At 68.9% G+C, this 25,730-nt stretch carries 34 protein-coding genes; 16 read left to right on the top strand and 18 right to left on the bottom strand.

What is annotated here, in order from left to right; genetic code table 11:
- Window positions 1–31: 31 nt before the first annotated feature.
- A complete protein-coding gene (gene fba, locus AC1RN0_RS05730) occupies window positions 32–1,117 on the top strand; it encodes a class II fructose-bisphosphate aldolase (RefSeq protein WP_492786476.1) in 1,086 nt (361 codons plus the stop codon).
- A 4-nt stretch (window positions 1,118–1,121) separates the two neighbouring features.
- On the opposite strand, the gene AC1RN0_RS05725 is transcribed toward fba, so the two are convergent.
- The 7 genes from AC1RN0_RS05725 to AC1RN0_RS05695 all read right to left on the bottom strand — a co-directional run bounded on the left by AC1RN0_RS05725 (window position 1,122) and on the right by AC1RN0_RS05695 (window position 6,686).
- The gene (locus AC1RN0_RS05725; protein ID WP_492786475.1) at window positions 1,122–1,760 is read right to left on the bottom strand and encodes a DUF2799 domain-containing protein; all 639 of its coding nucleotides are present in this window, start codon (window positions 1,758–1,760) and stop codon (window positions 1,122–1,124) included.
- A 106-nt stretch (window positions 1,761–1,866) separates the two neighbouring features.
- Window positions 1,867–3,513 carry an MFS transporter gene (locus tag AC1RN0_RS05720; RefSeq protein ID WP_492786474.1) on the bottom strand — a complete coding sequence of 549 codons (1,647 nt, stop codon included), beginning with the start codon at window positions 3,511–3,513 and terminating at the stop codon, window positions 1,867–1,869.
- Window positions 3,514–3,563: 50 nt separating this feature from the next.
- Window positions 3,564–4,121 carry a TspO/MBR family protein gene (locus tag AC1RN0_RS05715; protein ID WP_492786473.1) on the bottom strand — a complete coding sequence of 186 codons (558 nt, stop codon included), beginning with the start codon at window positions 4,119–4,121 and terminating at the stop codon, window positions 3,564–3,566.
- A gap of 59 nt (window positions 4,122–4,180) precedes the next feature.
- Window positions 4,181–4,813: a LysE family translocator gene (locus tag AC1RN0_RS05710; protein WP_492786472.1), complete on the bottom strand. Its 633-nt coding sequence runs from the start codon at window positions 4,811–4,813 to the stop codon at window positions 4,181–4,183.
- A gap of 20 nt (window positions 4,814–4,833) precedes the next feature.
- On the bottom strand, window positions 4,834–5,325 hold the full coding sequence (gene bfr / locus AC1RN0_RS05705; protein ID WP_492786471.1) for a bacterioferritin: 492 nt from the start codon (window positions 5,323–5,325) through the stop codon (window positions 4,834–4,836).
- A gap of 85 nt (window positions 5,326–5,410) precedes the next feature.
- On the bottom strand, window positions 5,411–6,433 hold the full coding sequence (locus AC1RN0_RS05700; RefSeq protein ID WP_492786470.1) for a DUF2804 domain-containing protein: 1,023 nt from the start codon (window positions 6,431–6,433) through the stop codon (window positions 5,411–5,413).
- Between the two features lie 67 nt (window positions 6,434–6,500).
- A complete protein-coding gene (locus AC1RN0_RS05695) occupies window positions 6,501–6,686 on the bottom strand; it encodes a (2Fe-2S)-binding protein (protein ID WP_492786469.1) in 186 nt (61 codons plus the stop codon).
- Window positions 6,687–6,850: 164 nt separating this feature from the next.
- Here AC1RN0_RS05695 and AC1RN0_RS05690 point away from each other — a divergent pair, with 164 nt between their 5' ends.
- The 4 genes from AC1RN0_RS05690 to thiE are packed head-to-tail and all read left to right on the top strand — an operon-like array spanning window position 6,851 to window position 10,056.
- The gene (locus AC1RN0_RS05690; protein WP_492786468.1) at window positions 6,851–8,245 is read left to right on the top strand and encodes a cytochrome ubiquinol oxidase subunit I; all 1,395 of its coding nucleotides are present in this window, start codon (window positions 6,851–6,853) and stop codon (window positions 8,243–8,245) included.
- Between the two features lies 1 nt (window position 8,246).
- On the top strand, window positions 8,247–9,269 hold the full coding sequence (cydB, locus tag AC1RN0_RS05685) for a cytochrome d ubiquinol oxidase subunit II (protein ID WP_492786467.1): 1,023 nt from the start codon (window positions 8,247–8,249) through the stop codon (window positions 9,267–9,269).
- Window positions 9,253–9,399, top strand: coding sequence for a hypothetical protein (locus AC1RN0_RS05680; protein WP_492786466.1), 147 nt, complete (start codon window positions 9,253–9,255; stop codon window positions 9,397–9,399). The genes cydB and AC1RN0_RS05680 overlap by 17 nt, the downstream gene beginning before the upstream one ends.
- 9 nt (window positions 9,400–9,408) lie before the next feature.
- Entirely contained in the window at window positions 9,409–10,056 is a 648-nt protein-coding gene (gene thiE, locus AC1RN0_RS05675; protein WP_492786465.1) for a thiamine phosphate synthase, read from the top strand.
- Here thiE and AC1RN0_RS05670 read toward each other — a convergent pair.
- Window positions 10,053–10,256, bottom strand: coding sequence for a hypothetical protein (locus AC1RN0_RS05670; protein ID WP_492786464.1), 204 nt, complete (start codon window positions 10,254–10,256; stop codon window positions 10,053–10,055). The two genes, thiE and AC1RN0_RS05670, sit on opposite strands and share 4 nt — an antisense overlap.
- Window positions 10,257–10,425: 169 nt before the next feature.
- Here AC1RN0_RS05670 and efp point away from each other — a divergent pair, with 169 nt between their 5' ends.
- On the top strand, window positions 10,426–10,992 hold the full coding sequence (gene efp / locus AC1RN0_RS05665) for an elongation factor P (RefSeq protein WP_492786463.1): 567 nt from the start codon (window positions 10,426–10,428) through the stop codon (window positions 10,990–10,992).
- 1 nt (window position 10,993) lies between these two features.
- A complete protein-coding gene (locus AC1RN0_RS05660; RefSeq protein WP_492786462.1) occupies window positions 10,994–11,791 on the top strand; it encodes an inositol monophosphatase family protein in 798 nt (265 codons plus the stop codon).
- Between the two features lie 6 nt (window positions 11,792–11,797).
- On the opposite strand, the gene AC1RN0_RS05655 is transcribed toward AC1RN0_RS05660, so the two are convergent.
- The 3 genes from AC1RN0_RS05655 to AC1RN0_RS05645 are packed head-to-tail and all read right to left on the bottom strand — an operon-like array spanning window position 11,798 to window position 13,670.
- Window positions 11,798–12,406, bottom strand: a complete 609-nt coding sequence (locus tag AC1RN0_RS05655; RefSeq protein WP_492786461.1) for a carbonic anhydrase — start codon at window positions 12,404–12,406, stop codon at window positions 11,798–11,800.
- Between the two features lie 8 nt (window positions 12,407–12,414).
- Window positions 12,415–12,717: a TFIIB-type zinc ribbon-containing protein gene (locus tag AC1RN0_RS05650; RefSeq protein ID WP_492786460.1), complete on the bottom strand. Its 303-nt coding sequence runs from the start codon at window positions 12,715–12,717 to the stop codon at window positions 12,415–12,417.
- Window positions 12,717–13,670: a TerC family protein gene (locus AC1RN0_RS05645; protein ID WP_492786459.1), complete on the bottom strand. Its 954-nt coding sequence runs from the start codon at window positions 13,668–13,670 to the stop codon at window positions 12,717–12,719. The genes AC1RN0_RS05650 and AC1RN0_RS05645 overlap by 1 nt, the downstream gene beginning before the upstream one ends.
- A 282-nt stretch (window positions 13,671–13,952) precedes the next feature.
- Between AC1RN0_RS05645 and AC1RN0_RS05640 the strand changes: the two genes are divergently transcribed.
- Complete coding sequence (locus tag AC1RN0_RS05640) at window positions 13,953–15,011, top strand: glycerophosphodiester phosphodiesterase (protein WP_492786458.1); 1,059 nt, start codon at window positions 13,953–13,955, stop codon at window positions 15,009–15,011.
- Window positions 15,008–16,339, top strand: a complete 1,332-nt coding sequence (locus AC1RN0_RS05635) for a hypothetical protein (RefSeq protein ID WP_492786457.1) — start codon at window positions 15,008–15,010, stop codon at window positions 16,337–16,339. The genes AC1RN0_RS05640 and AC1RN0_RS05635 overlap by 4 nt, the downstream gene beginning before the upstream one ends.
- A gap of 129 nt (window positions 16,340–16,468) precedes the next feature.
- Here AC1RN0_RS05635 and AC1RN0_RS05630 read toward each other — a convergent pair whose 3' ends face one another.
- Together AC1RN0_RS05630 and AC1RN0_RS05625 are read right to left on the bottom strand one after the other, a co-directional pair.
- Window positions 16,469–16,981 carry a 6-pyruvoyl trahydropterin synthase family protein gene (locus AC1RN0_RS05630; protein ID WP_492786456.1) on the bottom strand — a complete coding sequence of 171 codons (513 nt, stop codon included), beginning with the start codon at window positions 16,979–16,981 and terminating at the stop codon, window positions 16,469–16,471.
- A gap of 41 nt (window positions 16,982–17,022) precedes the next feature.
- On the bottom strand, window positions 17,023–18,867 hold the full coding sequence (locus tag AC1RN0_RS05625) for an ABC transporter transmembrane domain-containing protein (RefSeq protein ID WP_492786455.1): 1,845 nt from the start codon (window positions 18,865–18,867) through the stop codon (window positions 17,023–17,025).
- A gap of 109 nt (window positions 18,868–18,976) precedes the next feature.
- On the opposite strand from AC1RN0_RS05625, the gene rpmE reads away from it, so the two are divergent.
- Window positions 18,977–19,204, top strand: coding sequence for a 50S ribosomal protein L31 (gene rpmE, locus AC1RN0_RS05620; RefSeq protein ID WP_488899615.1), 228 nt, complete (start codon window positions 18,977–18,979; stop codon window positions 19,202–19,204).
- Window positions 19,205–19,425: 221 nt separating this feature from the next.
- On the opposite strand, the gene rcdA is transcribed toward rpmE, so the two are convergent.
- Both rcdA and AC1RN0_RS05610 read right to left on the bottom strand, forming a co-directional pair.
- On the bottom strand, window positions 19,426–19,950 hold the full coding sequence (gene rcdA / locus AC1RN0_RS05615; RefSeq protein WP_488899614.1) for a protease adaptor protein RcdA: 525 nt from the start codon (window positions 19,948–19,950) through the stop codon (window positions 19,426–19,428).
- A 95-nt stretch (window positions 19,951–20,045) separates the two neighbouring features.
- The gene (locus tag AC1RN0_RS05610) at window positions 20,046–20,246 is read right to left on the bottom strand and encodes a DUF1192 domain-containing protein (RefSeq protein WP_492786454.1); all 201 of its coding nucleotides are present in this window, start codon (window positions 20,244–20,246) and stop codon (window positions 20,046–20,048) included.
- An 84-nt stretch (window positions 20,247–20,330) separates the two neighbouring features.
- Between AC1RN0_RS05610 and AC1RN0_RS05605 the strand changes: the two genes are divergently transcribed.
- Together AC1RN0_RS05605 and AC1RN0_RS05600 are read left to right on the top strand one after the other, a co-directional pair.
- Complete coding sequence (locus AC1RN0_RS05605; protein ID WP_492786453.1) at window positions 20,331–21,308, top strand: NAD(P)H-quinone oxidoreductase; 978 nt, start codon at window positions 20,331–20,333, stop codon at window positions 21,306–21,308.
- Window positions 21,309–21,419: 111 nt separating this feature from the next.
- A complete protein-coding gene (locus AC1RN0_RS05600; protein ID WP_492786452.1) occupies window positions 21,420–22,124 on the top strand; it encodes a DUF1013 domain-containing protein in 705 nt (234 codons plus the stop codon).
- An 86-nt stretch (window positions 22,125–22,210) separates the two neighbouring features.
- Here AC1RN0_RS05600 and AC1RN0_RS05595 read toward each other — a convergent pair whose 3' ends face one another.
- On the bottom strand, window positions 22,211–22,384 hold the full coding sequence (locus AC1RN0_RS05595; RefSeq protein ID WP_492786451.1) for a YdcH family protein: 174 nt from the start codon (window positions 22,382–22,384) through the stop codon (window positions 22,211–22,213).
- A gap of 135 nt (window positions 22,385–22,519) precedes the next feature.
- On the opposite strand from AC1RN0_RS05595, the gene AC1RN0_RS05590 reads away from it, so the two are divergent.
- From AC1RN0_RS05590 to AC1RN0_RS05575, 4 genes are all read left to right on the top strand, one after another.
- A complete protein-coding gene (locus AC1RN0_RS05590) occupies window positions 22,520–23,119 on the top strand; it encodes a UbiX family flavin prenyltransferase (protein WP_492786450.1) in 600 nt (199 codons plus the stop codon).
- Window positions 23,116–23,556, top strand: a complete 441-nt coding sequence (locus AC1RN0_RS05585) for a TIGR02444 family protein (RefSeq protein WP_492786449.1) — start codon at window positions 23,116–23,118, stop codon at window positions 23,554–23,556. The genes AC1RN0_RS05590 and AC1RN0_RS05585 overlap by 4 nt, the downstream gene beginning before the upstream one ends.
- A 46-nt stretch (window positions 23,557–23,602) precedes the next feature.
- A complete protein-coding gene (locus AC1RN0_RS05580) occupies window positions 23,603–23,827 on the top strand; it encodes a YdcH family protein (protein WP_492786448.1) in 225 nt (74 codons plus the stop codon).
- A 196-nt stretch (window positions 23,828–24,023) separates the two neighbouring features.
- A complete protein-coding gene (locus AC1RN0_RS05575) occupies window positions 24,024–24,467 on the top strand; it encodes an ABA4-like family protein (RefSeq protein ID WP_492786447.1) in 444 nt (147 codons plus the stop codon).
- On the opposite strand, the gene AC1RN0_RS05570 is transcribed toward AC1RN0_RS05575, so the two are convergent.
- Both AC1RN0_RS05570 and AC1RN0_RS05565 read right to left on the bottom strand, forming a co-directional pair.
- Window positions 24,468–25,028: a hypothetical protein gene (locus tag AC1RN0_RS05570; RefSeq protein ID WP_492786446.1), complete on the bottom strand. Its 561-nt coding sequence runs from the start codon at window positions 25,026–25,028 to the stop codon at window positions 24,468–24,470.
- 44 nt (window positions 25,029–25,072) lie between these two features.
- Window positions 25,073–25,672 carry a hypothetical protein gene (locus AC1RN0_RS05565; protein ID WP_492786445.1) on the bottom strand — a complete coding sequence of 200 codons (600 nt, stop codon included), beginning with the start codon at window positions 25,670–25,672 and terminating at the stop codon, window positions 25,073–25,075.
- Between the last annotated feature and the right edge of the window lie 58 nt (window positions 25,673–25,730).

Here is a 25,730-nt window from a genome sequence, read left to right as displayed (position 1 = left end):
AAATCAGACCAACGCGCAAGAGAGTCCGACCGTGGCCCGTATCACCCTCCGACAGCTTCTCGACCATGCCGCCGAGCACGACTACGCCGTGCCCGCGTTCAACATCAACAACATGGAACAGGGCCTGGCGATCATGGAGGCGGCCGAGGCCGTCGACGCGCCGGTGATCATCCAGGCGTCGCGCGGCGCGCGCAGCTACGCCAACGACATCATGCTGGCCCGGCTGATCGACGCCCTCGTCGAGATCTATCCGAACATTCCGGTCTGCATGCACCAGGACCACGGCAACGGCCCGGCCACCTGCGCCACCGCCATCCAGTACGGCTTCACCAGCGTGATGATGGACGGCTCGCTGGAAGAGGACGCCAAGACCCCGGCCTCCTACGAGTACAACGTCGACGTCACCCGCCGGGTGGTCGAGATGGCCCACAGCTGCGGCGTGTCGGTCGAGGGCGAGATCGGCGTGCTGGGCTCGCTGGAGACCGGCATGGGCGAGGCCGAGGACGGGCACGGCTTCGAGGGCAAGCTCGACCACTCCGCCCTGCTGACCGATCCGGACCAGGCGGCCGAGTTCGTCGCCGCCACCCACGTCGACGCCCTGGCCATCGCCATGGGCACCAGCCACGGCGCCTACAAGTTCACCCGCAAGCCGGACGGCGACATCCTGGCGATGAACGTCATCGAGGCGGTGCACAAACGCCTGCCCAACACCCACCTGGTGATGCACGGCTCGAGCTCTGTGCCGCAGGACCTGCAGGACATCATCAACGAGTTCGGCGGCGAGATGCCCCAGACCTGGGGTGTGCCGGTCGAGGAGATCCAGCGCGGCATCAAGCTGGGCGTGCGCAAGATCAACGTCGACACCGACAACCGCATGGCCATGACCGGCGCGATCCGGAAGGTGCTGATGCAGAAGAAGGGCGAGTTCGATCCGCGCGCCTATCTGAAGCCCGCCAAGGAAGCCATGCGCGCGGTCTGCCAGGCCCGCTTCGAACAGTTCGGCGCCGCCGGCTGGGCCGGCAAGATCAAGCCGGTCAGCACCGCCGCCATGGCCAAGCGCTACCTCACCGGCGAACTGAACCCGAAGATCGGCGTCAGCAAGGCCGCCGCGGAGTAGGCGGCTACCAGCCGCCGTAGATCGGGCTGTAGCGGGCCTTCAGGCGGCTCAGGTCCCGGTCGGCCTGGTCGCGCAGGTCGATGGCCTGGCGGCGGTCCTCGCTGGCGCTGTAGCGGTCGTCGCGCAGCCCCTTGAGCCGCTCGCGCAGGGCTTTCTTCTCATCGTCCGACACGGCCGGATCGGCGATCCGGGCCTCGGCCTCGCGCATTCGCTTCTCGATGTCGTCGGACCGCCGCTCGGCGTCGTAGATCGCCGACTGGGCGCGGTTGTAGCGCTGCTGGGCGTCCCAGACGATGCGGCCGTCGTTGAAGCCGCCGAGGAACGGGCCTTCCAGCGAGGCGGGGCAGACGCCGCCGTAGCTTCCGCCCGTGCGGCCGACCTGGAAGCCCCGGTCCGGCTGGCAGTAGACGGTCAGGCCGCGCGCGCGGCCGGTCATGTAGACCGACTGGTCGGGCACGACGTGGTACTGCTCGCAGGCCTTCACATGGTCGCCGAACCGGCCCGTGCCGTAGCCGTTGGCGCCGTCGCTGTAGCCGACGCCGGCCCAGTCGCCGGCCAGGCACTGGTCTTCGCTGAGGCTGGCGCAGCTGCCGGCCAGCAGGCCACAGCCGCCAAGGACCGCGAGGAGGGCGAGTTTGCGCATGACCGGATCTCCACCACGTGTTCACGGGACCGTGATCCGCCCCGCGACGGTTGGCAAGTGAAGAACGGATGCAGGTCCGGCGCAGGCCGCAAAGAGGGGGCAGTGGTCACCCCTCGATATCGGCGCCCTTCATTTCGCGGATGAACAGCAGGCCGACCACGGCGGTCACGGCGGCGACCACCACCGGGTACCAGAGGCCGTAGTAGATATCCCCCGTGGCCGCGACCATGGCGAAGGCTGTGGTCGGCAGGAAGCCGCCAAACCAGCCGTTGCCGATGTGGTAGGGCAGGCTCATCGAGGTGTAGCGGATGCGCGCCGGGAACATCTCCACCAGGGCCGCGGCGATCGGGCCGTAGACCATCGTCACCAGCAGGATCAGCGCGAACAGCACGGCGACCACCTTCGGCCGGTCGACGCGGGCGCTGTCGGCCTTCTCCGGATAGCCGGCGGCGTGCAGCTTCGCGCCCAGCGCCTTGCGCCAGGCCGTCTGTTCAGCCGTGAAGGCCTTGCCCGGCAGGCCCGCGCCCTCGAACGCGGGGACCGCGGTTCCGCCGATGTCGACGGTGGCCGTCGCGCCGGGCAGGGCCGCCCGGTTGGCGTAGGACACGCCGGCCGAGGCCAGCGCCGACTTGGCGATGTCGCAGGATGAGCGGAACGCCGTCTTGCCGACCGGGTCGAACTGGAAGGCGCAGGTCGCCGGGTCGGCGATGACGGTCACCGGTGCGGAGACGGTCGCCGCCGCCAGCGCGGGATTGGCCGCCACGGTCAGGGTCCGGAACAGCGGGAAGAAGGTCAGGGCGGCGATCAGGCAACCGGCGAGGATGATCGGCTTGCGGCCGATCCTGTCGCTCAGCCAGCCGAAGACGATGAAGAACGGCGTCCCCAGCAGCAGGGCGATGGCCACCAGGGTGTTGGTCAGGGCGCCGTCGACCTTGAGCATCTTCTCGAGGAAGAACAGGGCGTAGAACTGGCCCGTGTACCAGACCACCGCCTGGCCGGCCGTCAGGCCGACCAGCGCCAGCAGCACCAGCTTCAGGTTCGGCCAGCGGGCGAAGGATTCGGTCAGCGGCGCGGTCGCGCCCTTGCCCTCGTCGATCATGCGCTGGAACACCGGGCTTTCGTGCAGCCGCAGCCGGATCCACAGCGATACGCCGAGCAGCAGGATCGAGGCGAGGAACGGCGCGCGCCAGCCCCAGGCGGCGAAGGCGTCCTCGCCGATGTTGGTGCGCACCAGCAGGATGACGATCAGTGACAGGAACAGGCCCAGCGTCGCCGTGGTCTGGATGAAGCTGGTGTAGAGGCCGCGTTTTCCGGGCGGGGCATGTTCGGCGACATAGGTGGCCGCGCCGCCGTACTCGCCGCCGAGCGCCATGCCCTGCACCAGCCGCATGACGATCAGCAGCACGGGCGCGGCCACGCCGATGGCGTCATAGGACGGCAGCAGCCCGACCACGAAGGTCGACAGCCCCATCAGCAGCATGGTCACCAGGAAGGTGTTCTTGCGGCCCCACAGGTCGCCCAGCCGGCCGAACACCAGGGCGCCGAGCGGCCGGACCGCGAATCCCGCCGCGAACGCCAGCAGGGCGAAGATGTAGCCGGTGGTCTCGTTGACCCCCGAGAAGAAGTGTTTGGTGATGAACGACGCCAGCGAGCCGTAGAGGTAGAAATCGTACCATTCGAAGATGGTCCCGACGGACGCGCCGCCGATGACCATGGCGTGGCTTTGCCGCGGCGTGTCCGTTGTCGTCGTCATCCCGTGTCCCCCCGGTTTCCCGGGAGGCTAGCGCGGGATCGGGGTCCGGCTCAATGCAGGGTGGGATTGGCGTGGTTGCGGCGCCAGAGCTCGCCGGTCAGGACGTTGGCGAAGCCGATCCAGCCGACGTAGGGCGTGACCATGCCGGCGGCGGGCGCGTCGACCTGGCGGGCGCGCCAGGCGTAGGCGGCCGAGGTCCCCAGCGAGACCACCGCGGCGGCCAGCTGGCCGCCCAGCCGGCGCGGGCCGAGAGCCATCCACACGGCGTTGAGCGCCTGGACCACGCCCCACAGCGTCAGGGCCTGGGTGCGGGCCGGGCTGGAGGGGGCGTTCCAGACCCGCAGACCCGACAGCGTCAGGGCCAGGAACAGCGGCGGCCAGATCATGCCGAAGGCGGCCTTGGGCGGCGAGAAGCCCGGCTGTTCCAGTCGGTCGTAGTCGCGCTTGATCTCGGGATTCTCGGGAATGGGGGAATTGGCGCGGGCGATGAGGGCCGAGGCCAGCACGGCGCCGGCGGTCAGTCCCAGTCCGAGCAGCAGGTGTCGCGTCGAGCGGCCCCGGCTGTTGGCGATGTCATCGACGGCGTCCCGGGCGGCCTGGGCGAGCATGGCGGTTTCCTCCTGTATCAGCGGGAAACCTGTTGGGACGGCTTCGGGTTCCGCGGCCGCTAGCGGCGGGTCGCCCAGGCCAGCCAGACGGCGATCAGCGCCAGGGCGATGGCGAACGCGGCCCGCACGCGGGCGCCCTGGCCGTCGCTGAGGCTGGCGAGCAGCGGCGAGGCGCGCGCGGCCGCCAGAACGATCGCACTGTGGATCACCAGCGCGACGGCGATGTGGATCAGCCCGAGCCCCAGGGCCTGGGCCGCGAACGGACGGGCCGGGTCGGTGAATCCGGGCAGCAGGGCGACGTAGAACACCGCTGCCTTGGGATTGAGGATGTTGGCCAGAAAACCCCGCCAGGCCAGGGTGATCCGCGATGGTTCGATCACCACGTCGCCCGGGCCGGTCGGCCGCTCGCCGCGCCAGGTGTCCCAGGCCAGCCACAACAGGTAGGCCACGCCGGTCCAGCGCAGCAGGTCGTAGAGCCAGTTGGCCTTGAGAATGATCTCGGTGAGGCCGAACACCGACAGCAACATGTAGACGGCGAGGCCGGCGGTGACGCCGGCGATGGTCGCGAGGCCCGCCATCCGTCCGAAGCGGCTGGCGACGATGGCCAGGTAGCCCATGTTCGGGCCGGGCGTCAGCTCGATCAGCAGGATGGCCAGCAGGAACGGCAGCAGGTGGGCGGGGTCGGGCGTCACGGCCGCACCCCTAGCACAGCCTAGTGGCCGTCGCCCCCTTCGAGCTCGCCCAGCGCGCTCTGCAGGTAGTTCTGCTCGCCCAGCGCCCGGACCAGCTTCAGCTGGGTCTCAAGGAAGTCGATGTGATGTTCGGTGTCCTCGAGGATTTCCTTCAGCAGCTCGCGGCTGACGAAGTCGTTGGCCGCCTCGCACTGGTTGATGCCGGGCACGAGGGTCGCGCGGCCGCCCGTTTCCACGGCCAGGTCGGCGGCCAGGCACTCGGGCACGGTCTCGCCGATCTTCAGCTTGTTGAGGTCCTGCAGGTTGGGCAGGCCTTCAAGGAACAGGATGCGCTTGATCAGCATGTCGGCGTGTTTCATCTCGCCGATCGACTCGTCATAGGTGATCTTGCCCAGCCGGGCGAAGCCCCAGTCCTGGTACATCCGCGCGTGCAGGAAGTACTGGTTGACCGCGGTCAGCTCGTTGGTGAGCACCGCGTTCAGCAGCTTGATGATCGCCGGGTCGCCTCGCATGGCGCGCTCCTTCAGGTTCGAGTCGCCCCGACCCTGAACCGGCCCGGTCCGGGCCGCAACCTGTCCCGCGCAATCGTGTTCAACGTCACCAGCGGTTGGCCACTTCCTCCGCGAAGCCGAGCAGGTCGCGGACCTCGAGCCGGGTTCCGTCATCCAGAACGACATGGCCGGAATAGCGACCGAATGTCTGATGCTGGATCGACCGGATCAGGCCGAACACGTCGGTGGCCGAAGCCCGGTCGACGATCGGTTCGAAGGTCATCTCGAACCGGCCGTCATTGCTGGTAAAGCGCCAGGGCGCGCCGTCGAAGGTTCCCTGCGGCAGGTGGAAGGTCACCTGGTCCAGCTTGTGGGCGCGACCGTCGAGGAAGACCATGTTCTCGCTGGCCGCCCGGGTGTCGCCAAAGCCGTGGCCGATGTTGAAGCCGAACGGCCGGCCCTCGTGCAGGCCGGAGGCGGAGCCCCAGTACCAGGTGTTGTCCCAGGTCCAGACGCCGCGGCCCCAGTCGAGGATGCCGAAGGCCGATGTCGGTTCGAACACGTGCGTTTCGCCGCCGACGGTGACGGATCCGGTCGCCGGCATGCAGTTGATCTTCTGGTTGTAGTAGAAGGCGCGCGGGGCGCCGGCGAACGGCGTGGCGATGACCATCCGGTCCATCGGCGGCTGCGCCAGCCAGAGCTCGCCCTTCAGCCCCAGGCCGCCGGCGAAGCCGGGCATGTCGACGGTCAGCCGCCGCCCGCCCGGCTCGTGGCGAAGGGCCATCGTCAGCCGTTCATGGGTCTGGACGACATCGCCGGCGTCAGCGCTTTCCGGCATCGCCATCCGGCCCATCGGCAGCGGGATCATCACCCCGTCCTGCAGGGCTGCCGCCTTGCGGAAATCCAGCCAGTGGACGGCCAGCACGCCGAGGTAGTCATTGTCGGCGACGGTCAGGCACAGGCCGACGCCCTGGTTCAGGATCGCGTAGTAGTCCCATTCCTTGATGCGCAGGGGACGGGCCTTGATGGCCTCGCGGCGATAGCGGCGGACCTCCGCGGTGGCGAAGCCCGGCTCGGCCAGTCGGCCCTGACCGTCGAGCAGGTCGCCCGGTCCCATGTGATGCTGCACCGACGTCGCTCCCCCGAACCGTGTTGGCGACAGTCCTAGCGAGCCATGAGGGGGGACGTCGAGGCCGCTACTCGGCGGCGTAGCGCAGAACGTCGCGGGACTGGTCAATCATCTCGCGCATTTCGCAGACGCAGCGCGCGCACTGGACCTTGCAGTCATGGGCGCGGAACACGTCGGCGGGGCGCGTCGCGCCAGCCTCGATGGCCGCGCGGACCTGACGTTCGCGGATGCCGTTGCAGTTGCAGACGTACACGGGAAGGCCTCGACTTGAGAACGATCCGCATGTAGCGACTCGCAGTCGCCGTTGCAACTCATTTGCAATTAGAAATCATGGTTGTGCGACCGGATGTCGCTGCAACCCGGGTTGTCCCGGCGGCGTTGGAGGCGTTGGGTAGCGTCGTTCGACGAGGGGGCGGGATGATGAGTTTTGACGCGGAACTGCTGGGCCGGTTGCAGTTCGCCTTCACCATCGCCTTCCACATCATCTTTCCGAGCTTCACCATCGGCCTGGCCAGCTTCCTCGCCGTGCTTGAGGGTCTGTGGCTGATCAGCGGCCGCGAGGCGTTCCGCAACCTCTACCTTTTCTGGATCAAGATCTTCGCCCTCAGCTTCGGCATGGGCGTCGTGTCCGGCGTGGTCATGAGCTACGAGATCGGCACCAACTGGTCGGTGTTCTCCCGCGTCGCGTCGCCGGTGATCGGTCCCCTGCTGGCGTTCGAGGTGCTGACCGCCTTCTTCCTCGAGGCCAGCTTCCTGGGCGTGATGCTGTTCGGCTGGAAGCGGGTGGGGCCCAGGCTGCACTTCCTCGCCACGGTGCTGGTCGCGCTCGGGACCCTGGTGTCGGCGTTCTGGATCATCTCTGCCAACAGCTGGATGCAGCATCCGACCGGATTCACCACCCTGCCCGACGGCAGCCTGCGGGCCACCGACTGGCTGCAGGTGATCTTCTCGCCGACCTTCCCCTCGCGCCTGGCCCACATGAGCCTCGCGGCCTACCTGACCACGGCCCTGGTGGTGGGCGCGGCCAGCGCCTGGACCCTGCTGAAGGACCGCAACCAGCCCGAGTCGCGCCTGGCGCTGCGCATGGCCGTCGGCATGTTCGCCATCGTCGCGCCGCTGCAGCTGCTGGCCGGGCATGAGTCCGGCAAGCTGGTGCTTGAGCACCAGCCGCTGAAGACCGCGGCCATCGAGGCCTACTGGAAGAGCGCGCCCGACCAGCCGCAGAGCCTGATCGGCCTGCCGGACCGGGGCGCGGCCAAGACGCACTTCGAACTGGCCATTCCCGGCATCGGCAACACGGTCCAGGGCGTCCCCAGGGACCATGTCCTGAAGGGGCTCGACGCCTTCCCGCGCGAAGACTGGCCGGTCGTCGGCCTGGTCTACTGGGCGTTCCGCGTCATGGTCGGCCTCGGGCTGGCGATGATCGGACTGGGCGTCTGGGGCGTGGTGCTGATCGCCCGCAAGCGGCTGGAGGACTCGACCTGGTTCCTGCGCGCGGCGGCGGCCATGGGGCCGGCCGGATTCGTCGCGGTGATCGCCGGCTGGATCGTCGCCGAGGTGGGGCGCCAGCCCTGGACCATCTATGGCGTCCTGCGCACGGCGGACTCGGCCTCGCCGGTCGGGCCCGGCCAGATCTCCGCCTCGCTGCTGGCCTTCATCGTCATCTACGCCATCGTCTTCAGCGCCGGCGCGATCTACATCCTGCGCCTGATCGCCAAGGGGCCGTCGCCCGACACCGAAGCCCCGCCGGCGGCCGAGGGGCGCGCGCCCGGCACGCCGCTGGCGGCCGTTCCCGCCGAACCGGAGGCCTGAGATGACCCTCGACCTTCCCCTCATCTGGGCCGGGCTGATCGCCGTGGCGGTCCTGCTCTATGTGCTGCTCGACGGCTTCGATCTGGGCGTCGGCCTGCTGTTCCCGTTCGCCCGCTCGCCGAAGGACCGGGACGTGATGATGGACAGCATCGCGCCGGTCTGGGACGGCAACGAGACCTGGCTGGTGCTCGGCGGCGGCGGCCTGTTCGCCGCCTTTCCGCTGGCCTACAGCATCCTCGCGCCGGCCCTCTACCTGCCGCTGATCCTGATGCTGCTGGCGCTGATCCTGCGCGGGGTGGCGTTCGAGTTCCGCCTGCACGGGCGCAAGCGCGGCAAGGCCTTCTGGACGGCCGCCTTCGCCGGCGGCTCGCTGATGGCCACCCTGGCCCAGGGCCTGGTGCTCGGCGGCTTCATCCAGGGCGTGACGGTGAAGGACGGCCAGTTCGCCGGTCAGCCGTTCGACTGGCTGACGCCCTACAGCCTGCTGGTCGCGCTGGGGCTGGTCGCCGGCTACGCCCTGCTCGGCGCCTGCTGGCTGATCTGGAAGACCAAGGACGAGCTGCACGGCGACGCCCGCCGCTGGGCCATCATCGCCGGCGGGGCGACGGCGCTGCTGCTGGCGGCGGTCAGCGTGGCGACCCTCATCGTCCATCCGCGCGTGGCGGCCCGCTGGGGATTCGAGAGCGGCCACTTCACGCTCAACATGCTGCCCTTCCTGCCGATCCCGATCCTCGGCGCCGCCGGTCTGCTGATCGTCGCGGAGGGCCTGCGCCGCAGGGAGCACGGCATGCCCTACGCCGGGGCGGCGCTGGTCTTCCTGTCCGGTTACCTCGGGCTGGCGGTCGGCTTCTTCCCGGCCATCGTGCCCTACGACATCGACTTCCGGCAGGCGGCCAACGCCGACAACGCCCTGGCCCTGATGCTGGTGGGGGTGGGGGTCATGCTGCCGCTGATCCTCGGCTACACGGCCTGGGTCTACTGGCTGTTCCGCGGAAAGGTCGGCGACGGTGAAGGTTACCATTGAACCCCCGCCCGGCGAGGGCGAGCCCCTCGCGCCGCTGCACCGCCGGCTCGGCTGGTTCGTCGGCCTGGCCCTGGCCTCGGCGGCGGCCACGGCCGTCGTCGCCTATGCCCTGAGGGCCCTGCTGGTGTAGGGACGGTCCATGACCGCTGATTGCCGCCTCTACCTGATCACCCCGCCGAGCCTCGACGACCTGGCCGCCTTCGCCCACACCCTGGCGGCGGCGCTGGACGCCGGCGACGTCGCCGCCCTGCAGATCCGCCTCAAGGACGCGCCGGACGAGGTCGTCGCCGCCGCCGTCGAGGTGCTCGGCGTCATCGCCCGCTCGCGCGACGTGGCCGTGATCCTCAACGACCGTCCCGACCTGGCCGTGAAGTTCGACTGCGACGGCGTGCACGTCGGCCAGGACGACATGAGCTGCGCAGACGCCCGCAGGATCGTGGGCAAGGACCGCATGGTCGGCGTCACCTGTCACGACAGCCGCCATCTGGCGATGGAGGCGGCCGAGGCCGGGGCCGACTATGTGGCTTTCGGAGCCTTCTTCCCGACCACGACCAAGGACGCGCCGACGACGGCCGATCCCGAGATCCTGTCGATCTGGCAGGAAACCATGTCGGTCCCCTGCGTGGCCATCGGCGGGATCACCGCCGACAACGCCGCCGGCCTCGTCGCCGCCGGCGCGGACTTCATCGCCGTCAGCGCGGGGGTCTGGAGCCACCCCGACGGCCCGGCCGCCGCCGTGAAGGCGCTCAACGCCGCGATCGCCGAGGGGCTGGCGGCGCGCGCCTAGTCCTCGGTGCGGAGAGTCTTCAGGATAAGATGGCTGACGGTGCAGGCCATCACGGCAACGACGGTCATGGTGACGGCGGCCACGATCGGCGTCTGCAGGGACTCAAGTCCGGAGTCCCGCAGGCGGTCCATCGCCATCACCACCAGCAGAAGCCAGAAGCCGCCGGAGGCCAGGAGCGTGGCGTTGCGCCACAGCGTCACGAGGCGGATTCGTCTTTCCCTCGACTGATCTGACAACGGCGTCATGGGCGGGGTCCTGTCGTCGGTTCGTGGAATGAGCTTCGCTCATTTTGCCTCGCCTTGCTATCCCACGGCCCTGCCGCTAGGTTCCGCCGCCCTTTCCCGACCCCCCGCGCGGCGCCCCCTACCCATGAAGATCAACGGCAACACCATCAAACCCGGCATGGTGCTCCAGCACGACGGCGGCCTGTGGGTCTGCGTGAAGGCCTCGCACGTGAAGCCCGGCAAGGGCGGCGCCTTCGCCCAGGTCGAGATGAAGAACCTGATCGACGGCCGCAAGACCAACGAACGCTTCCGCTCGGACGACAAGGTCGAACGGGTGACCCTCGACCAGCGCGACAACACCTTCCTCTACGCCGAGGGTGAGATGCTGGTGTTCATGGACGCCGAGAACTACGAGCAGATCAGCCTGCACGAGGACTTCGTCGGCGAGGACCAGGTCCGCTTCCTGCAGGACGGCATGAAGGTGAAGGTCGAGTTCCATGAGGAACGCCCGATCAGCATCTCGCTGCCCGAACATGTCGTGCTGACCATCGTCGAGGCCGACGCCACGACCAACGGCCAGACCGCCTCATCCTCCTACAAGCCCGCCAAGGCCGACAACGGCATGCGCATCCTGATCCCGCCCTATATGGAAGCGGGCGAGCGCGTGCTGGTCTCGACCGAAACCGGCGAATACCTGCGCAGGGCCGACTGACGTGTCCACAGCTTCCGCACTTCTGACTGTCATGATCGACGCCGCCCGCAAGGCGGCCAAGGGCCTGGCCCGCGACTTCGGCGAACTGGGCGAGCTCCAGGTGTCCAAGAAGGGCGCCGGGGACTTCGTCACGGCCGCCGACATCAAGGCCGAGCAGGCCCTGTTCGAGGCCCTGACCAAGGCCCGTCCCGGCTACAGCTTCCTCGGCGAGGAGCGGGGCCTGGTCGAGGGCACCGACAAGACCCACCGCTGGATCGTCGACCCGCTCGACGGCACGACCAACTTCATGCACGCCATCCCGCACTTCGCGGTCAACATCGCGCTCGAGCGCGAGGGCCAGATCGTCGCGGCGGTGACCTACAACCCGATCACCCACGACACCTTCTGGGCCGAAAAGGGCAAGGGCGCCTGGCTCGGCAACGAGAAGCGCCTGCGCGTGGCGGCCCGCACCCGGCTCGACGAGAGCCTGCTCGGCACCGGCGTGCCGTTCATCGGCCGCCCGGGTCACGGCCAGTTCCTTAAGGAGCTGCACCAGATCAGCCAGCGCGTCTCCGGCGTGCGTCGCTTCGGCGCCGCGGCCCTCGACCTCGCCTGGGTGGCCGCCGGCCGCCTGGACGGGTTCTGGGAGCGCAACCTGAGCCCCTGGGACGTGGCGGCGGGTCTGCTGCTGGTCACCGAGGCCGGCGGCAAGGTCACCGACCTCGACGGCGCCGACTACCGCGTCGAGCGCGGCGACATCTGCGCCGCGAACCTCGAACTGCACCCGCTGATCCTCGAACGGCTCCAGGCGGCGCAGTAGTCAGGGTCAGGAGACGGGGACCAGCCGGTCTCCCTCCAGCCGCGAGAGCTCGCCGTTGTGGATGTCGAAGCGGAAGCCGTGGAGCGCGAGGTCTCCGGCCCGCACCGCGCTGCTGATCCAGGGAAACGACCTCAGGTTCTTCAGCGAGAGGCCGATGATGGCGGCCTCGAGGTGGAGCAGGGCGTCCTTCGGCGGTTTGGGTTCGGGAATCGGCCACAGGACCGGCTCGGCGATTTCCATCCATCGCGCGACGAAGTCCCGCGCTTCCGGCGGCGCGCCCTCGACCATCGCCTGGACGCCGCCGCATTGTGCGTGGGCGAGCACGACGATGCGGGACACCTTGAGCACCCGAACGCCGAACTCCAGCGCCGCGCTGGTCCCGTGATAGCCCGCGTCCGGCTCAAAGGGCGGGACCAGCGCCGCGACGTTCCGGATGACAAAGAGTTCGCCCGGTCCCGCCCCGAAAACGGTCTGCGGATCCACCCGCGAATCCGAGCAGGCGATGACCAGGGTCTCCGGCCGTTGTCCCCGGGTCGCCAGGGCCTCGTAGCGGGCGCGTTGCTCCGGCCAGACGTCGGCGCGGAACCGGCGGTAGCCGTCGAGAAGCGGTTTCATGGCAGGCCTCAATCAAAGATGTCGAACAGGTCGAAGCCGCGCTTGCGGCGACCCTGATGGCGATGGTCGTCGTCGTAGTCGTGCCGGCGGTGGTCATTGTGACGCTCCGGCGGGCGATAGCGGGGGTCCGGCGCCGGGGCCTGGACCGTCCGCGCGTCGGCGGGTCCGCCGCGGCTGGCCTCCATCAGCTTTTCCAGTTCGCCCCGGTCGAGCCAGACCCCCCGGCAGACGGGGCAGAAGTCGAACTCCACGCCCGACCGGCTGACCGATTGCATGGCGGCGTTGTCGTTGGGGCAGACGAGCAGGGGCATCACGAATCTCCATTTTGCGAGGGCAGGGGTGGGGCGGCGCGGGTGCGCCAGAGGGAGTAGAGGACGCCGCTCGCCAGGATCGCGAAGGTGATGGCGAGCGACCATTCGGCCGGGAACTTGCCGAGGCCGAGCAGGTCGGCGACGAAGATCTTCGAGCCGATGAACACCAGCAGCACGGCCAGGGCCTGCTTGAGCCAGGCGAAGCGGTGCAGCACCGCGGCCAGCGCGAAATACAGCGCCCTCAGGCCGAGGATGGCGAAGATGTTGGAGGTGTAGACGATGTAGGGATCGGTGGTGATGGCGAAGATCGCCGGCACCGAGTCCACCGCGAAGACGACGTCGGCGATCTCGATCATGACCAGCGCCAGGAACAGCGGCGTGATCCACAGCACCGGCCGGCCGCCCGCCGTGACCGGTCGACGGACGAAGAACCGCTCGCCGACCAGCTGGTCGGTCACACGGAACCGCCGGCGCATCCACAGCAGCAGCGGGTTGGCGGCGAGGTCCTTCTCCTTGCCGCCCGGCCAGAGCATGCGCACGCCCGTCACGATCAGGAAGGCGGCGAACAGGTAGAGCAGCCAGGCGAATTCGCTGACCAGGGTCGCGCCGACGCCGATCATGATCGCCCGCAGCACGATGACCCCGAGGATGCCCCAGAACAGCACCCGGTGCTGCAGGTCGCGGGGTATGGCGAAGAAGCTGAAGATCAGGGCGATGACGAACACGTTGTCCATCGCCAGGCTCTTCTCGACGACGAAGCCGGTGACGTATTCGATGCCCGCCCGGGCCCCGAGCTGGGACCAGACGAAGCCGCCGAAGGCCAGGCCGATGGCGATGTAGCCGGCCGAAAGCGCCAGGCTCTCGCGCACGCCGATGGTCCGGCTGCCGCGATGCAGAACGCCGAGGTCGAGGGCCAGCAGCAGGCCAACCACGGCGACGAACGCCAGCCACATCCACAGCGGCTGGCCCAGGATGATGAAAAACAGACTCTCCAGCTTACCCTCCTGTTGTCTGGAGGGTGGCGCGTCGCCGGCTTAGGTTTCCTGTCCGGACCCGGCATCGAGCTCACCCGATGCGGTCCGACATCACGCGCTTTCGCTGCGTCAGAGGGGCCCGGCCCGCGTCGGGGAGATAGGGGCGGCTCCACGGACCGGCAAGGGGCGCCCCGGCGATAAGCGAAAGCCTGTTCGCGGCGTCTTGACGAACCCGTCACAGGACGCGGCTAATCCCGGCTCATGACCCTCACCCGACGCTCCCTCGCCGCCGCGAGTCTCGCCATGGCCGCCAGCCCCGCTCTCGCCAGGCCGCACCGGCCGCGCCCCATCGTCATCGGCCACCGCGGCGCCAGCGGCGAGCGGCCCGAGCACACGCCGATGGCCTATCGCCTGGCGATCGCCGAGGGTGCGGACTTCATCGAGCCGGACCTGTGCATCACCAGGGACGGCCACCTCGTCGCCCGGCACGAGAACGAGATCGGCGGCACGACGGATATCGGGACCCGGCCTGAGTTCGCCGCCCGGAAGACCACCAAGGTCATCGACGGACAGTCGATCACCGGCTGGTTCACCGAGGACTTCACCCTCGCCGAGATCAAGACGCTGCGGGCCCGCGAGCGCCTGCCGCAACTGCGCCCGGCCAACGCCGCCTTTGACGGCCAGGAAGCGATCCCGACCTTCGCCGAGGTCGTGGCCATCGCGAAGGCGGCCGGCGTCGGCGTCTATCCGGAGATGAAGCACCCGCGCCACTTCGCCTCGGTCGGTCTGCCGTTCGAACAGCGCATGGCCGACGCCCTCAAGGCCGAGGGGCTGAACTCGAAAAGCGCGAAGGTCTTTGTCCAGTGTTTCGAGGTCGGGCCGCTGAAGACCATCCGCGCCCTGACGAAAGCCCCGCTGGTCCAGTTGGTCGATTCCGAGGGCTCGCCCGCCGATCTGCCGGACCTGAAGTATACGGACATGGTCACCGCGGGCGGCCTGAAGGCCATCGCCGCCTATGCCGACGGCGTGGGGCCGGACAAGTCGATGGTCGTGCCGACGGATAGCCAGGTCCTGCTGCCGCCGACGGCGCTGGTGGCCGACGCGCACAGCGTCGGGCTCAAGGTTCACCCCTGGACGGTGCGGGCGGAGAACTACTTCCTCCCCGCGTCGCTCCAGAAGGGCGCACAGGGGCCCGAACGCCCCCGCCTGCACGGCGACGTCGGCGCGATGTTCAAGGCGCTGTACGAGGCCGGCGTGGACGGCCTGTTCAGCGATTTCCCCGGCCTGGCGGCCGAAGCCCGAAAGGCGTTCCTCGCATGATCCGTCTGATGGTCGCGGCGCTCGCCGCATGCCTGTTCGTTTCGGCGGTTCCGGCGCCGGCCAGCGCCGCGCCGCCGGTCACTGACAGGGACGGCCAGGCGCTCGATGCTTTCGCCAGATGGTATGTGAAGACGAGCCTGGAAATCGGCGAGTACGAGGACGGCTATATCGACGCCTACTACGGCCCGGCTGAATGGCAGACCGAGGCGAAGGCGAAGGGCAAGAGCCGCGGCCTGCCGGCGGTGATCGAGAGCGTCGAGGTGGTCCAGCGCGGGCTGGACGGCCTGGAGGCGCATCCGGCTCGCCCCCTGCCGCCCGAGTACAAACGTCGCATCGCCTTCCTGAAGGCCCATCTCACCGCCGCACACACCCGGCTGCGGATGATGTCCGGCGAGAAGCTCAGCTTCGAGGACGAGGCCGAGGGCCTGTTCGGCGTGCGGCCGGTGCTCAAGCCGTTGTCGGCCTATGATCCCGTCCTGAAGCAGATCGAGGCCCTCGTCCCCGGCGACGGTCCGCTGTGGCAGCGCGTCGATGCGTTCAACGACCGCTTCATCATCCCCGCCGACCGGCTCAAGCCCGTCATGGAAGCCGCCATCGCTGAGTGCCGCCGGCGGACCATGGCGCACATCGCCCTGCCGGCGAACGAACGGTTCACCCTGGAGTTCGTCACCGGCAAGTCCTGGTCGGGCTACAACTGGTACAAGGGGAACGCCAACAGCCTGATCCAGGTGAACACCGACCTGCCGGTCCGCCTGAGCCGGGCCGTCGATCTGGGCTGCCACGAGGGCTACCCGGGCCACCATGTGCTGAACATGCTGCTCGAGGAGCGGCTGAGCAAAGGCAAGGGCTGGGTCGAGTTCACCGTCTATCCGCTCTACTCGCCGCAATCGCTGATCGCCGAGGGCAGCGCCAACTACGGCATCGAGCTGGCCTTCCCGGGCGACGAGAAGCGGGCGTTCGAGGTCGGAACCCTCTATCCGCTCGCCGGGCTCGATCCGAAGGACGCGGCCCGCTACGACGCGCTGCTGGAGGCCCAGAAGGCTCTGGCCGGCGCCCGCTTCACCATCGCCAGCGATTACCTGTCGGGCCGCATCACCAAGGAGCAGGCCATCGCCCTGACCCAGACCTACGGCCTGGTCTCGGCCAAGCGCGCGGCCCAGACCGTGGCCTTCAGCGAACAGTACCGCAGCTATGTGATCAACTACGGGCTCGGCATGGACATGGTGCGGGCCTACGTCGAGCGGGCAGGGCCGGACGCCGACGCGCGCTGGAAGGCCATGGAATGGGTGATCGGCGGCCCGACGCTGCCGGGCGATCTGCTGAAGTAGGCTTCCTGCGTCCTTCGACACGCCGCTGCGCGGCTGCTCAGGATGACCTGAAGTGGGGACGCGACATCCCTTTAGGTCATGGTGAGCAGCACCCGCAGGGTGCGTGTCGAACCACGCACCTTGTCGCCGCTAACTTTCCCGCGCCACCAGCGCGGCCAGGGCCTCGGCCGAAATCTGGCGCAGCACCGTCTCCGGGTTCTGGTAAACCGCGCTGTTGGCGCCGTGCTCGAAGCACTCGACCGAAACGATCCAGCACCGGCCCTTGGTCGCGGCGGCGATCATCGGCTGGGTGTGGTCGAACACGAACCGGGCGATGCGCTCGCAGCTGACCGCCGGCAGGACGCGCATGTCGCAGAGGCCGAGGTCGCGCAGCCGGATGAACTCGTCGAAGTGCGGATCGTCCTTCGCCACCAGGGTGGTGTGGTCGAAGGTGGCGTGCAGCCACTCGCGGATCGGCCCGAAGCCGCCCTTGCCGAAGTCGACCACCCAGCCCCGGTGGTCGAGCTGTTCGGCCGCGAAGGTGAACTTGAAGCCCAGCGAATAGCCGTGCAGCAGGTTGCAGTGACTGTCGGCGGTCCAGGCCCGCATGGCGCAGGACAGGCCGCGGTCGCCGCCGTAGGTCTTGGTCGAGAAGAAAGCCATGGCGCCAGACTAGCCCGTTTCGCGGCCGCGGTCAGCGGCGGTCAGGCCGCCTCGACCCCGAACTGCAGCTGGGCCAGCTTGGCGTAGAGGCCGCCGGCCTTGCTGAGCTGGGCGTGCGTGCCCTGTTCGACGACGCGGCCGTCGTCCATCACCACGATACGGTCGGCGCGCAGGACGGTGGCCAGGCGGTGGGCGATGACCAGGGTGGTACGGTCGCCCATGGCGCCTTCGAGCGCCTTCTGCACCAGCCGTTCGTTCTCGGCGTCCAGCGCGCTGGTCGCCTCGTCGAGCAGCAGGATAGGGCTGTTGCGGACCAGCGAGCGGGCGATGGCCAGCCGCTGCTTCTGCCCGCCGGAGAGGGTCTTGGCCCGCTCGCCGACCGGGGTGTCGTAGCCTTCGGGCAGGGCGCGGATGAAGCCGTCGGCCTCGGCGGCCACGGCGGCGGCCTGGACTTCCTCCAGCGTCGCGTCCTCGCGGCCGAAGCGGATGTTGTCGAGCGCGGAACCGGAGAACAGCGAGGCGTCCTGCGAGACCAGCGCCATGCGGGCGCGGACCTCGGCGGGGTCGGCGTCCTTCAGATCCACGCCGTCGAGCAGGATGCGGCCGGCCTGGGGGTCATAGAAGCGCAGCAGCAGGCGCAGGACGGTGCTCTTGCCGGCCCCCGAGGGGCCGACCAGGGCCACGGTCTCGCCGGGCTTTACGCTGAGGTCGAAGCCGCGCAGGGCGGGCAGGTCGGGCCGTCCGGGATAGGCGAAGGTCACGTCCTCGAAGACGATCTCGCCGCGCGCCGGAACGGGCAGGGGTTTGGGATGCGCCGGGGCGGCGATCAGCGTCTTCGACGCCAGCAGCTCGAAGATCCGCTGCATGGCGCCGGACGCCTGCTGCACCACGCCCCAGACCTCACCGAGGGCGCCGACAGAGGCGCCGGCGAACACCGACAGGGCGAGGAACTGGATCAGCTGGCCGCCGGTCATGGTGTGATTGACCACGGCATGGGCGGCCGTCCACAGCAGCAGGCCGATGCCGCCGAACACCAGGCCGATGACCACCAGGGTCATCAGAGAGCGGGCGAACACCCGGCTCAGCGACGTGCGGAACGCCGTCTCGACCGCATCGCCGAAGCGCTTGTCGGCCATGCCCTCGCGGCCGAACGCCTGCACGGTGTCGAGTGCGTCGAGGCTTTCGCCGGCGAAGCCGACGGCCTGGGCGAAGCGGTCCTGGGTCTTGGTCGACAGGCTGCGCACGCGGCGGCCGAACAGGAACAGCGGCGCGATCAGCAGCGGCGCGCCGAGCATGACGAACAGGGTCAGCTTGGGCGACACCACGGCCAGCATGACCGTCGCGCCGATCAGGCCGAGAATGTTGCGCAGGGCGATCGAGGCCGCCGAGCCGACGAGATTCTCGATGATCGTCACATCGGTGGTCATGCGCGACAGTACCTCGCCGGTGCGGGTCTTGAGGAAGAACGAGGGATCGAGCGTCAGGACATGGCGGTAGAGCGCCTTGCGCAGGTCGGCCACGACCCGTTCGCCCAGCACGGTGATGAAATAGAACCGGGCGGCCGTGGCCAGCGCCAGCACCAGCACGACGATCGCGGCCAGGCCGAAGTAGCGGTTGAGGTTCTCGGCCGACAGGAAGCCCTTGTCGACCACCAGCCGCAGGGCCTGGGTGATGCTCAGGGTCGCGCCCGTCGAGAACAGCAGGAAGAAGCCCGCGGCGGCCGCGTGACGCCAGTGCGCGCGGATGAACGGCAGCAACGGCGCGAGATTCTTGATGTCGCGACTCTTCGGCCGGCGGGCCGCTTCTTCCGTCAGACTCTGGGCCAGGGCGGCGCCCGCGCTGGGCCGTCCATCGGCCACGGCGTCGCTTGCGCTGGTGTCAGTCATGTTCGGCCCCTTGCCTTAGTCGCGGCCCTTCTGTATAGCCGCGCCTCTTCCGTGGCCCGAACTTTCGGCCGCCAGATCAACATTCCTCTTAAGTCGGTTGGACCGCCCGATGAAACAAGACACCCATCCCGACTATCACTTCATCACCGTGGTGATGACGAACGGCACGACGTACCAGACGCGCTCGACCTACGGGAAGGAAGGCGCGACCCTGAACCTGGACATCGATCCCTCGACCCACCCGGCCTGGACCGGCGGCAACGCCCACCTGCTGGACCGCGGCGGCCGCGTGTCGCGCTTCAACGCCAAGTTCGCCGGCTTCACCGCCAAGAAGTAGGCGTCGGCGTCAGCCAGCGAGATTCGAAAAGGCCGGCAGGGGAAACCCCGCCGGCCTTTTTGCTGTCTGCTCCTCCCTCCCCCTTGTGGGGAGGGACAGACCGCGTAGCGGTCAGGGTGGGGAGTTGGCGGGCGATCGGATGCGCCCGGGTTGTGGGCGGTTGCCCCACCCGTCCGGGCTTCGCCCGGCCACCCTCCCCATAAAGGGGAGGGAGAAGAAAGTCAGAGCGCCGCGCCGCCGAACGCGTCGCGCAGGCGGTCCATCTGCGACAGCACCGGATGCGGCGTGGTCTCGGTGGAGGCCTCGACATACATGCGGCGGTCCAGATGGCGGACGCGGTCGTACAGGCGGGCCGACCGGTCGAGCAGTTCCAGCAGCCCGAGCGGCAAATCATGCAGGGCTTCGGCCTCGCTGACCGAGGTGTCCTCGGCGTCGAGCCGGTAGCGGCTTTCACAGGCGGCCTCGGGGGCCATGTCGCCCTCGCGCACGGCGCGCTGGACCAGCAGCCAGCTGGCCACCCGCATCAGCCGGGTGGTCAGGCGCATGCTTTCGGAGGCGTAGGACAGCGCGGCGTTGCGGGACAACAGTTTGGAGTCCTGGCGGCCGCCGCCGTCGAGATAGGCCGCGGTCTCCTCGACCAGGTCCATACCCTCGAGAAAGGTGCGGTCAAACAGCTCCGACCGGGCGAAGTCAGCGATCACGTTCGCCCGCCACGGCGCCGTTGCGGGCGCGCCGAGTTCATTCATGGACAAGATCGCCCCTCACAAGAAACGCGCGGGATCACATTCCCGCATGGTCTCAACGGCTGCAACGGACGTGCCAAGCCCCCGGCCATCCGCCCTCAGAACTTGAAAAACGCATCGGCGGCGGACTTGCTGGCCCGCTTCTTTTCAATCTGGGCCTCGGTTCGCGCGATTTCGGCCCGCAGCAGGCCGACCCGCTCGTCGAGGTCGTCGACGCTGTAGAGCTCAAGATCCTCGCGCAGGGCGTGGGACAACGCCTCGCCCCTGTGTCCGCGCGGTTCGGCTGGTTCGTCGCTCATCGCCGGGGCCTCCCTATCGCTTCCGACGTCTTTCACGATATCAGACGCGCGCTGACGATAACACGCAAGTCCAGGAGCGAGACCATGGCCGAGTCCAGCATGACCGCCGTCACCGTCGAGGGCGGCAAGGGGCCGGCCGAGGCCCTCAGGGCCGTTTCGGCGCCGCGCCCCGTTCCGAAGGACGGTGAAATCCTGATCCGGGTCAGGGCCGCCGGTGTGAACCGTCCCGACCTGCTCCAGCGCATGGGCTTCTATCCGCCGCCGCCCGGCGCGCCGGCCACCCTGGGCCTGGAAGTCGCCGGCGAAGTGGTCGAGGGCGCGGGCCGCTGGAAGGCGGGCGACCGGGTCTGCGCGCTGCTGGGCGGCGGCGGCTATGCCGAATACGCGGTGGTCGACGCGCGTCACGCCCTGCCGATCCCGGCGGGCTTCGACTTCGTCCGCGCCGCCGGCCTGCCCGAGACGGTGTTCACCGTGTTCGCCAATGTCTTCGAGCACGGGGGGCTGAAGGCCGGCGAGACCTTCATGGTCCACGGCGGTACGTCGGGCATCGGCGTCACAGCCATCCAGATGGCCAGGGCGGCCGGCGCGAAGGTCATCGCCACCGGCCGCGGCGCCGACAAGGCGGCCCAGGCCCTGGCGCTGGGCGCCGACGTGGCCGTCGATACCAAGACGCAGGACTTCGCGGAGGTCGCGACCGCGGAGGGCGGCGTCGATGTCGTGCTCGACATGGTCGGCGGATCGTACTTCGCCAGGAACTTGCAGGCGCTGAAGACCGGCGGGCGGATCGTCTACATCGCCTCGCTCGGCGGCGGCACGCTGGAGGTCCCGGTGCTGGCCATCATGCAGAAGCGGGCGGTGATCACCGGCTCGACCCTGCGCCCGCGCTCGAATGACGAAAAGGCCCGCCTGGCGGCCGAGGTCGAGCGGGTCGTCTGGCCGTGGATCGAGGCCGGAAAGATCAGCATCCCGGTCGACGCCACCTTCCCGCTGGCCGAGGCGGCGAAGGCGCACGCGCATCTGGAAGCCGGCGCGCACGTGGGGAAGGTCGTTCTGACGGCCTGAAATCCCCGCGACAACGGAACGCCGTTTCCTTTGTCCGGGAACGGCTCTATATGTCTCATCCAACATCCCGCCCGGCCGAAAGGCCGGGCGCCGTCGTATCTGGAGCACGACATGTCCGACCAAATCCTGATGCCGAAGGCGACCGCCGTCTGGCTCGTGGACAACACCTCGCTGACGTTTGAGCAGATCGCCGACTTCTGCGGCCTGCACCGTCTGGAAGTCCGCGGCATCGCCGATGGCGAGGTCGCGCGCGATATCCGCGGCGCCGACCCGATCGCCAATGGCCAGCTGAACCGCGAAGAGCTCGACAAGGCCGGAGCCGATCCGTCCTACCGCATGGTCGCCCAGGTGAGCCGTCATGCCGCGCTGCTCAAGCCGGTCAAGAAGGCGCCGCACTATACGCCCGTTTCGCGCCGCCAGGACCGTCCGGACGCGATCAAGTGGTTCGTCACCCACCATCCGGAAGTGACCGACGCGCAGATCGCCAAGCTGCTGGGTACGACCAAGTCGACCATCGAGTCGGTGCGCTCGCGATCGCACTGGAACAGCGCCAACATCAAGGCGGTGGATCCGGTCACGCTCGGCCTGACGACCCAGATCGATCTCGACGCGCTGGTCCGCAAGGCCGCCGACAAGAAGGCCAAGGACGACGCCCGCAAGGGCATCGTCGCCCCTGACGGCGCGACCCTGCGCCCGGCCTCGGAAGCCGAAATCGAGGACGCGCCCGAGATCGAGACTGACGAAGAAGCCGCCAGCCACGTCAACCTCAAGACTGTCTTCGCCGACGTCGACGACGACATGGATGACGAGGACTAGGATCCTGAGGGGACATGCACTTCAGTGCGTGTCCCCGGGGCTCCGCAGGCAGGGGACACGCACTGAAGCGCATGTCCCCGTGATGATCAGTGAACCTGCATCCGCAAGCTTTCGATCTCTTCCTTGAGCCGCAGCTTCTGACGCTTGAGTTCCTTGAGGCGGATGTCGTCGGTGGAGGGTCTGCGGGTCTCGTCCTCAATCAACCTGTCGAGGGTCTGGTGACGGTTACCGAGTTCGCGAATGCGGGCGTCCAACGCCATTAGTCGCCTCCTCTTCTGTGGCCTGACGAGTGAACACCCGTCTTGCCGCGGAGTCAGATCACAAAGCGTTGCGCCGGTTTGATCGGGCCTTGCGGCCTTTCCCACGTTCACGCGGACGCGTAGAGGTTGGCGGACATGACTGAAACGGCCCGTCAGAAACTTGTGATCGGCATCTCCGGCGCTTCCGGCGTGACCTACGGCCTGCGCGCGCTGGCGGCCTGCCGCGACCTCGGCGTCGAAAGCCATCTGATCCTGTCCAAGGCGGCCGTCCTGACCCTGGCCGACGAGACCGGGCTCACGGCGGTCGAGGCGAACGCCATGGCCGACGTGGTGCACAAGGTGGGCGACATCGGCGCGGCCATCGCCTCCGGCTCGTTCCGGGCCCTGGGCATGCTGGTCGCCCCCTGCTCGGTGCGGACCATGAGCGAGATCGCCACCGGCGTGACCTCCAACCTGCTGACCCGGGCCGCCGACGTGACGCTGAAGGAGCGCCGGCCGCTGGTGCTGATGGTGCGGGAGACTCCGTTCCACCTGGGCCACCTGCGCACCATGGTCCGGCTGGCGGAGATGGGCGCGACGATCGCTCCGCCGCTGCCGGCCTTCTACGCCAAGCCGCAGTCCATCGCCGAGATGGTCGACCAGTCGGTCGGCCGGGCGCTCGACCTGTTCGGCCTCGACTGGGCGGCGGTGCGGCGCTGGGGCGAAGATCTCAAGCCGATCGTGGAGGGCGCGTGAGCTTCTGGGACTGGGCGCTGGCCGCCTATGACAAGCCGGGCGTGCCCGAGGCCTGCCTGGCATTGCAGGACGAGCACGGCTTCAACACCGCCCTGCTGCTGTGGGCCGTCTGGGCCAATCCGGATCGCGAGACCCTGGCCAACGGCGTGCAGACCACGGTGCTGTGGGACGAGACCGTGCTCTGGCCGCTGCGCAACGTGCGCCGGGCGCTCAAGGGCCACCGCCCGCCGTTCGCCGACGCGCCGCGCGAGGGGCTGCGCGAGGACGTGAAGGCCGCCGAGATGCGCGCCGAACGCACCCTGATGGACACGCTGGCGGGGTTCGCCGGCCCGGCCGCCGAGCCGGACCCCAGGGGCGCCCTGACCCGCGCGGCCATGGCCTGGTGCGGCCAGGCGCCGGCCGAGGCCCTCGACCGCCTCGCGCGGGCTCTGGCGTGACGCGCACGGCGACTGTATTTTCCCTTCGTCAGGGAGCGCGCCAACCATGAACGACGACGATGGGCTGTACGCCATGCCCAACATGGAGGTCCGCGGCCGGCTCATGGAATTGCGCCAGCGCCACCAGGACCTCGATGCGGCCGTGGAGGCCCTGCTCGACAAGCCGCTGCCCGACCAGCTGCAGATCGCCCGGCTGAAGAAGCAGAAGCTGGTGCTGCGCGACCAGATCACCAAGCTGGAAAACCAGCTGACGCCGGACATCATAGCGTAGACCCTCTCCCTCCCCTTCATGGGGAGGGTGGACGGCCGAAGGCCGGACGGGTGGGGCATCCGGTCGCCACCCCGTTGAACCGGACTCGGCGGCCCTGTCCCCCTCCCTGACCGCTGCACGGTCTGTCCCTCCCCATGAAGGGGAGAGAGGAATCCTGTGCTAGCTTCCCCCAATCAAACCCTGGGGAGGGACGACCATGGACCTTGAACAGATCTTCTCGCTGATGAGCGGCCTGGCCGTGGCCGGCTGGCTGGCGCTGGCCGTCGCGCCGCTGCGGCGGCCGGCGTTGATCGCCGCCGCGCGGGTCATCGGGGCCATCCTGGCGTTGGCCTATGTCATTCTGATCTATCGCGGCCTGACCGCGACCGGCGGGCCGGAGGGCGGCGGGTTCGGCTCGCTGAAGGCGGTGATGATCCTGCTGTCGACGCCGGCGGCCATGCTGCCCGGCTGGATCCACTACCTGTGCTTCGACCTGTGGGTCGGGACCTGGCAGGTCGAGGATGCGCCGAGGGCCGGCGTGCCCCACTGGCTGCTGCTGCCCATCCTGCTGCTGACCTTCATGTTCGGGCCGGCCGGGCTGTTCGCCTATCTGGTCGTGCGGTTCGTCCTGGCGCGGGTCCGGCAGAAAGCGGCCGCCTGATCAGCCGCCCGCCCGGGCCGCCTTCGCTTCCCGGATGACCATGATCTGGCCCTGGAAATACGGGCTCTGGCCATTCTTCTTCAGGTAGGCGTCGAAGTCCTGGAGCAGCTTGATCGCCTCGTCGTGCCGGCCCTGCCGCACCAGCTGCTGGGCGAGCATGCCGCGGACGTCGACCAGGTTGGGCACCAGCTCCAGCGTCTTGCGGTTCCACCTCATCGAGTCCTCGGTCCGGCCAAGGGCGTCGAGGCTGATGGCGTAGTTGGCGAACAGGTCGTAGGTCCCGACGCCCTCCCGGAGCACCTGCTCGTACTGCGGGACGGCCAGCGGATGCTGGCCGGACTTGGTAAGGCTGATGGCGTAGATCGCGCGCGTATCGCTCTCGGTCGGATAGAGCTTGAGGTAGCCGTAGTAGTTCAGCGCGGCGCACCGGTAGTCGCGGGCGCGGTAGCAGGTTTGGGCGTCCTCCTTGCTGGCCGGCGCCGGCTCGGGCGGGGCGGGCTTGTCGCAGGCGGTCAGCGCCAGGCCGAGCACGCCGGCGGCGAACAGATGCGCGATCTTCATGTGGACACTCCCCTGGCCCGCTACCGGGCCGCCCCGGCCGCCGCCTAGTGCGCCGCGTTCCGCGCGGCTTCGGACGCCTCGGCCTTGTCGGCGAAGCGCCGGAAGGCGCCCGGGATGATCTCGGCGATGAAGTCGTTCTCCAGGCCGCCCATAAGCGAGTCGAGGTGCGACAGGCGGTCGAGGAAGGCGCGCCCGGCCGGGCTGTTGATCACCTTTTCGGTGGCCCGCTGGGGGCGCGTCGTCGGCGTCGGCCGGTCGGCGGCCGCGGCCGCGATCGCCGCCTGCATGGCGGGGTCGCGCATGATCGTCACGCCCGCCCGCAGTTCCTCGACCGTGAGATTGTCAGCGAACGACTTGCCGAACAGCCGCTTCAGCGCCGGGATGTCGTGTTCGGTCTCCTCGATCATCGAGTCGACCAGCAGCTGCTTCCACTCGGGCCGGAAGCTGAAATCGCCCATAGAGGCGGATTCCTCGGTCATGGCCCGGGCGATGACCGACTTGAAGTCGGCCGCGTCGAGCAGGGTGGACCCGATTTCCAGTCCGAGGGCTTCCCCTTCCGGCGTGGCCGCGCGGACCGGAGACGCCAGCGACAGGGCCGCAATGAAGCTCAGGGCCGCGAGCCCCTGGAAGACAGACCGGAACATGAAGACCCCTCTGGACGCTGGCGGCGCCCCTCAGCGCCACTCGCGCTCAAGGAATTCA

The organism is Caulobacter sp. GW821-FHT12F03, assembly GCF_058806855.1.
Note: the sequence above shows the minus strand (reverse complement) of the source record. Positions and strands in the feature narration are given on the sequence as shown.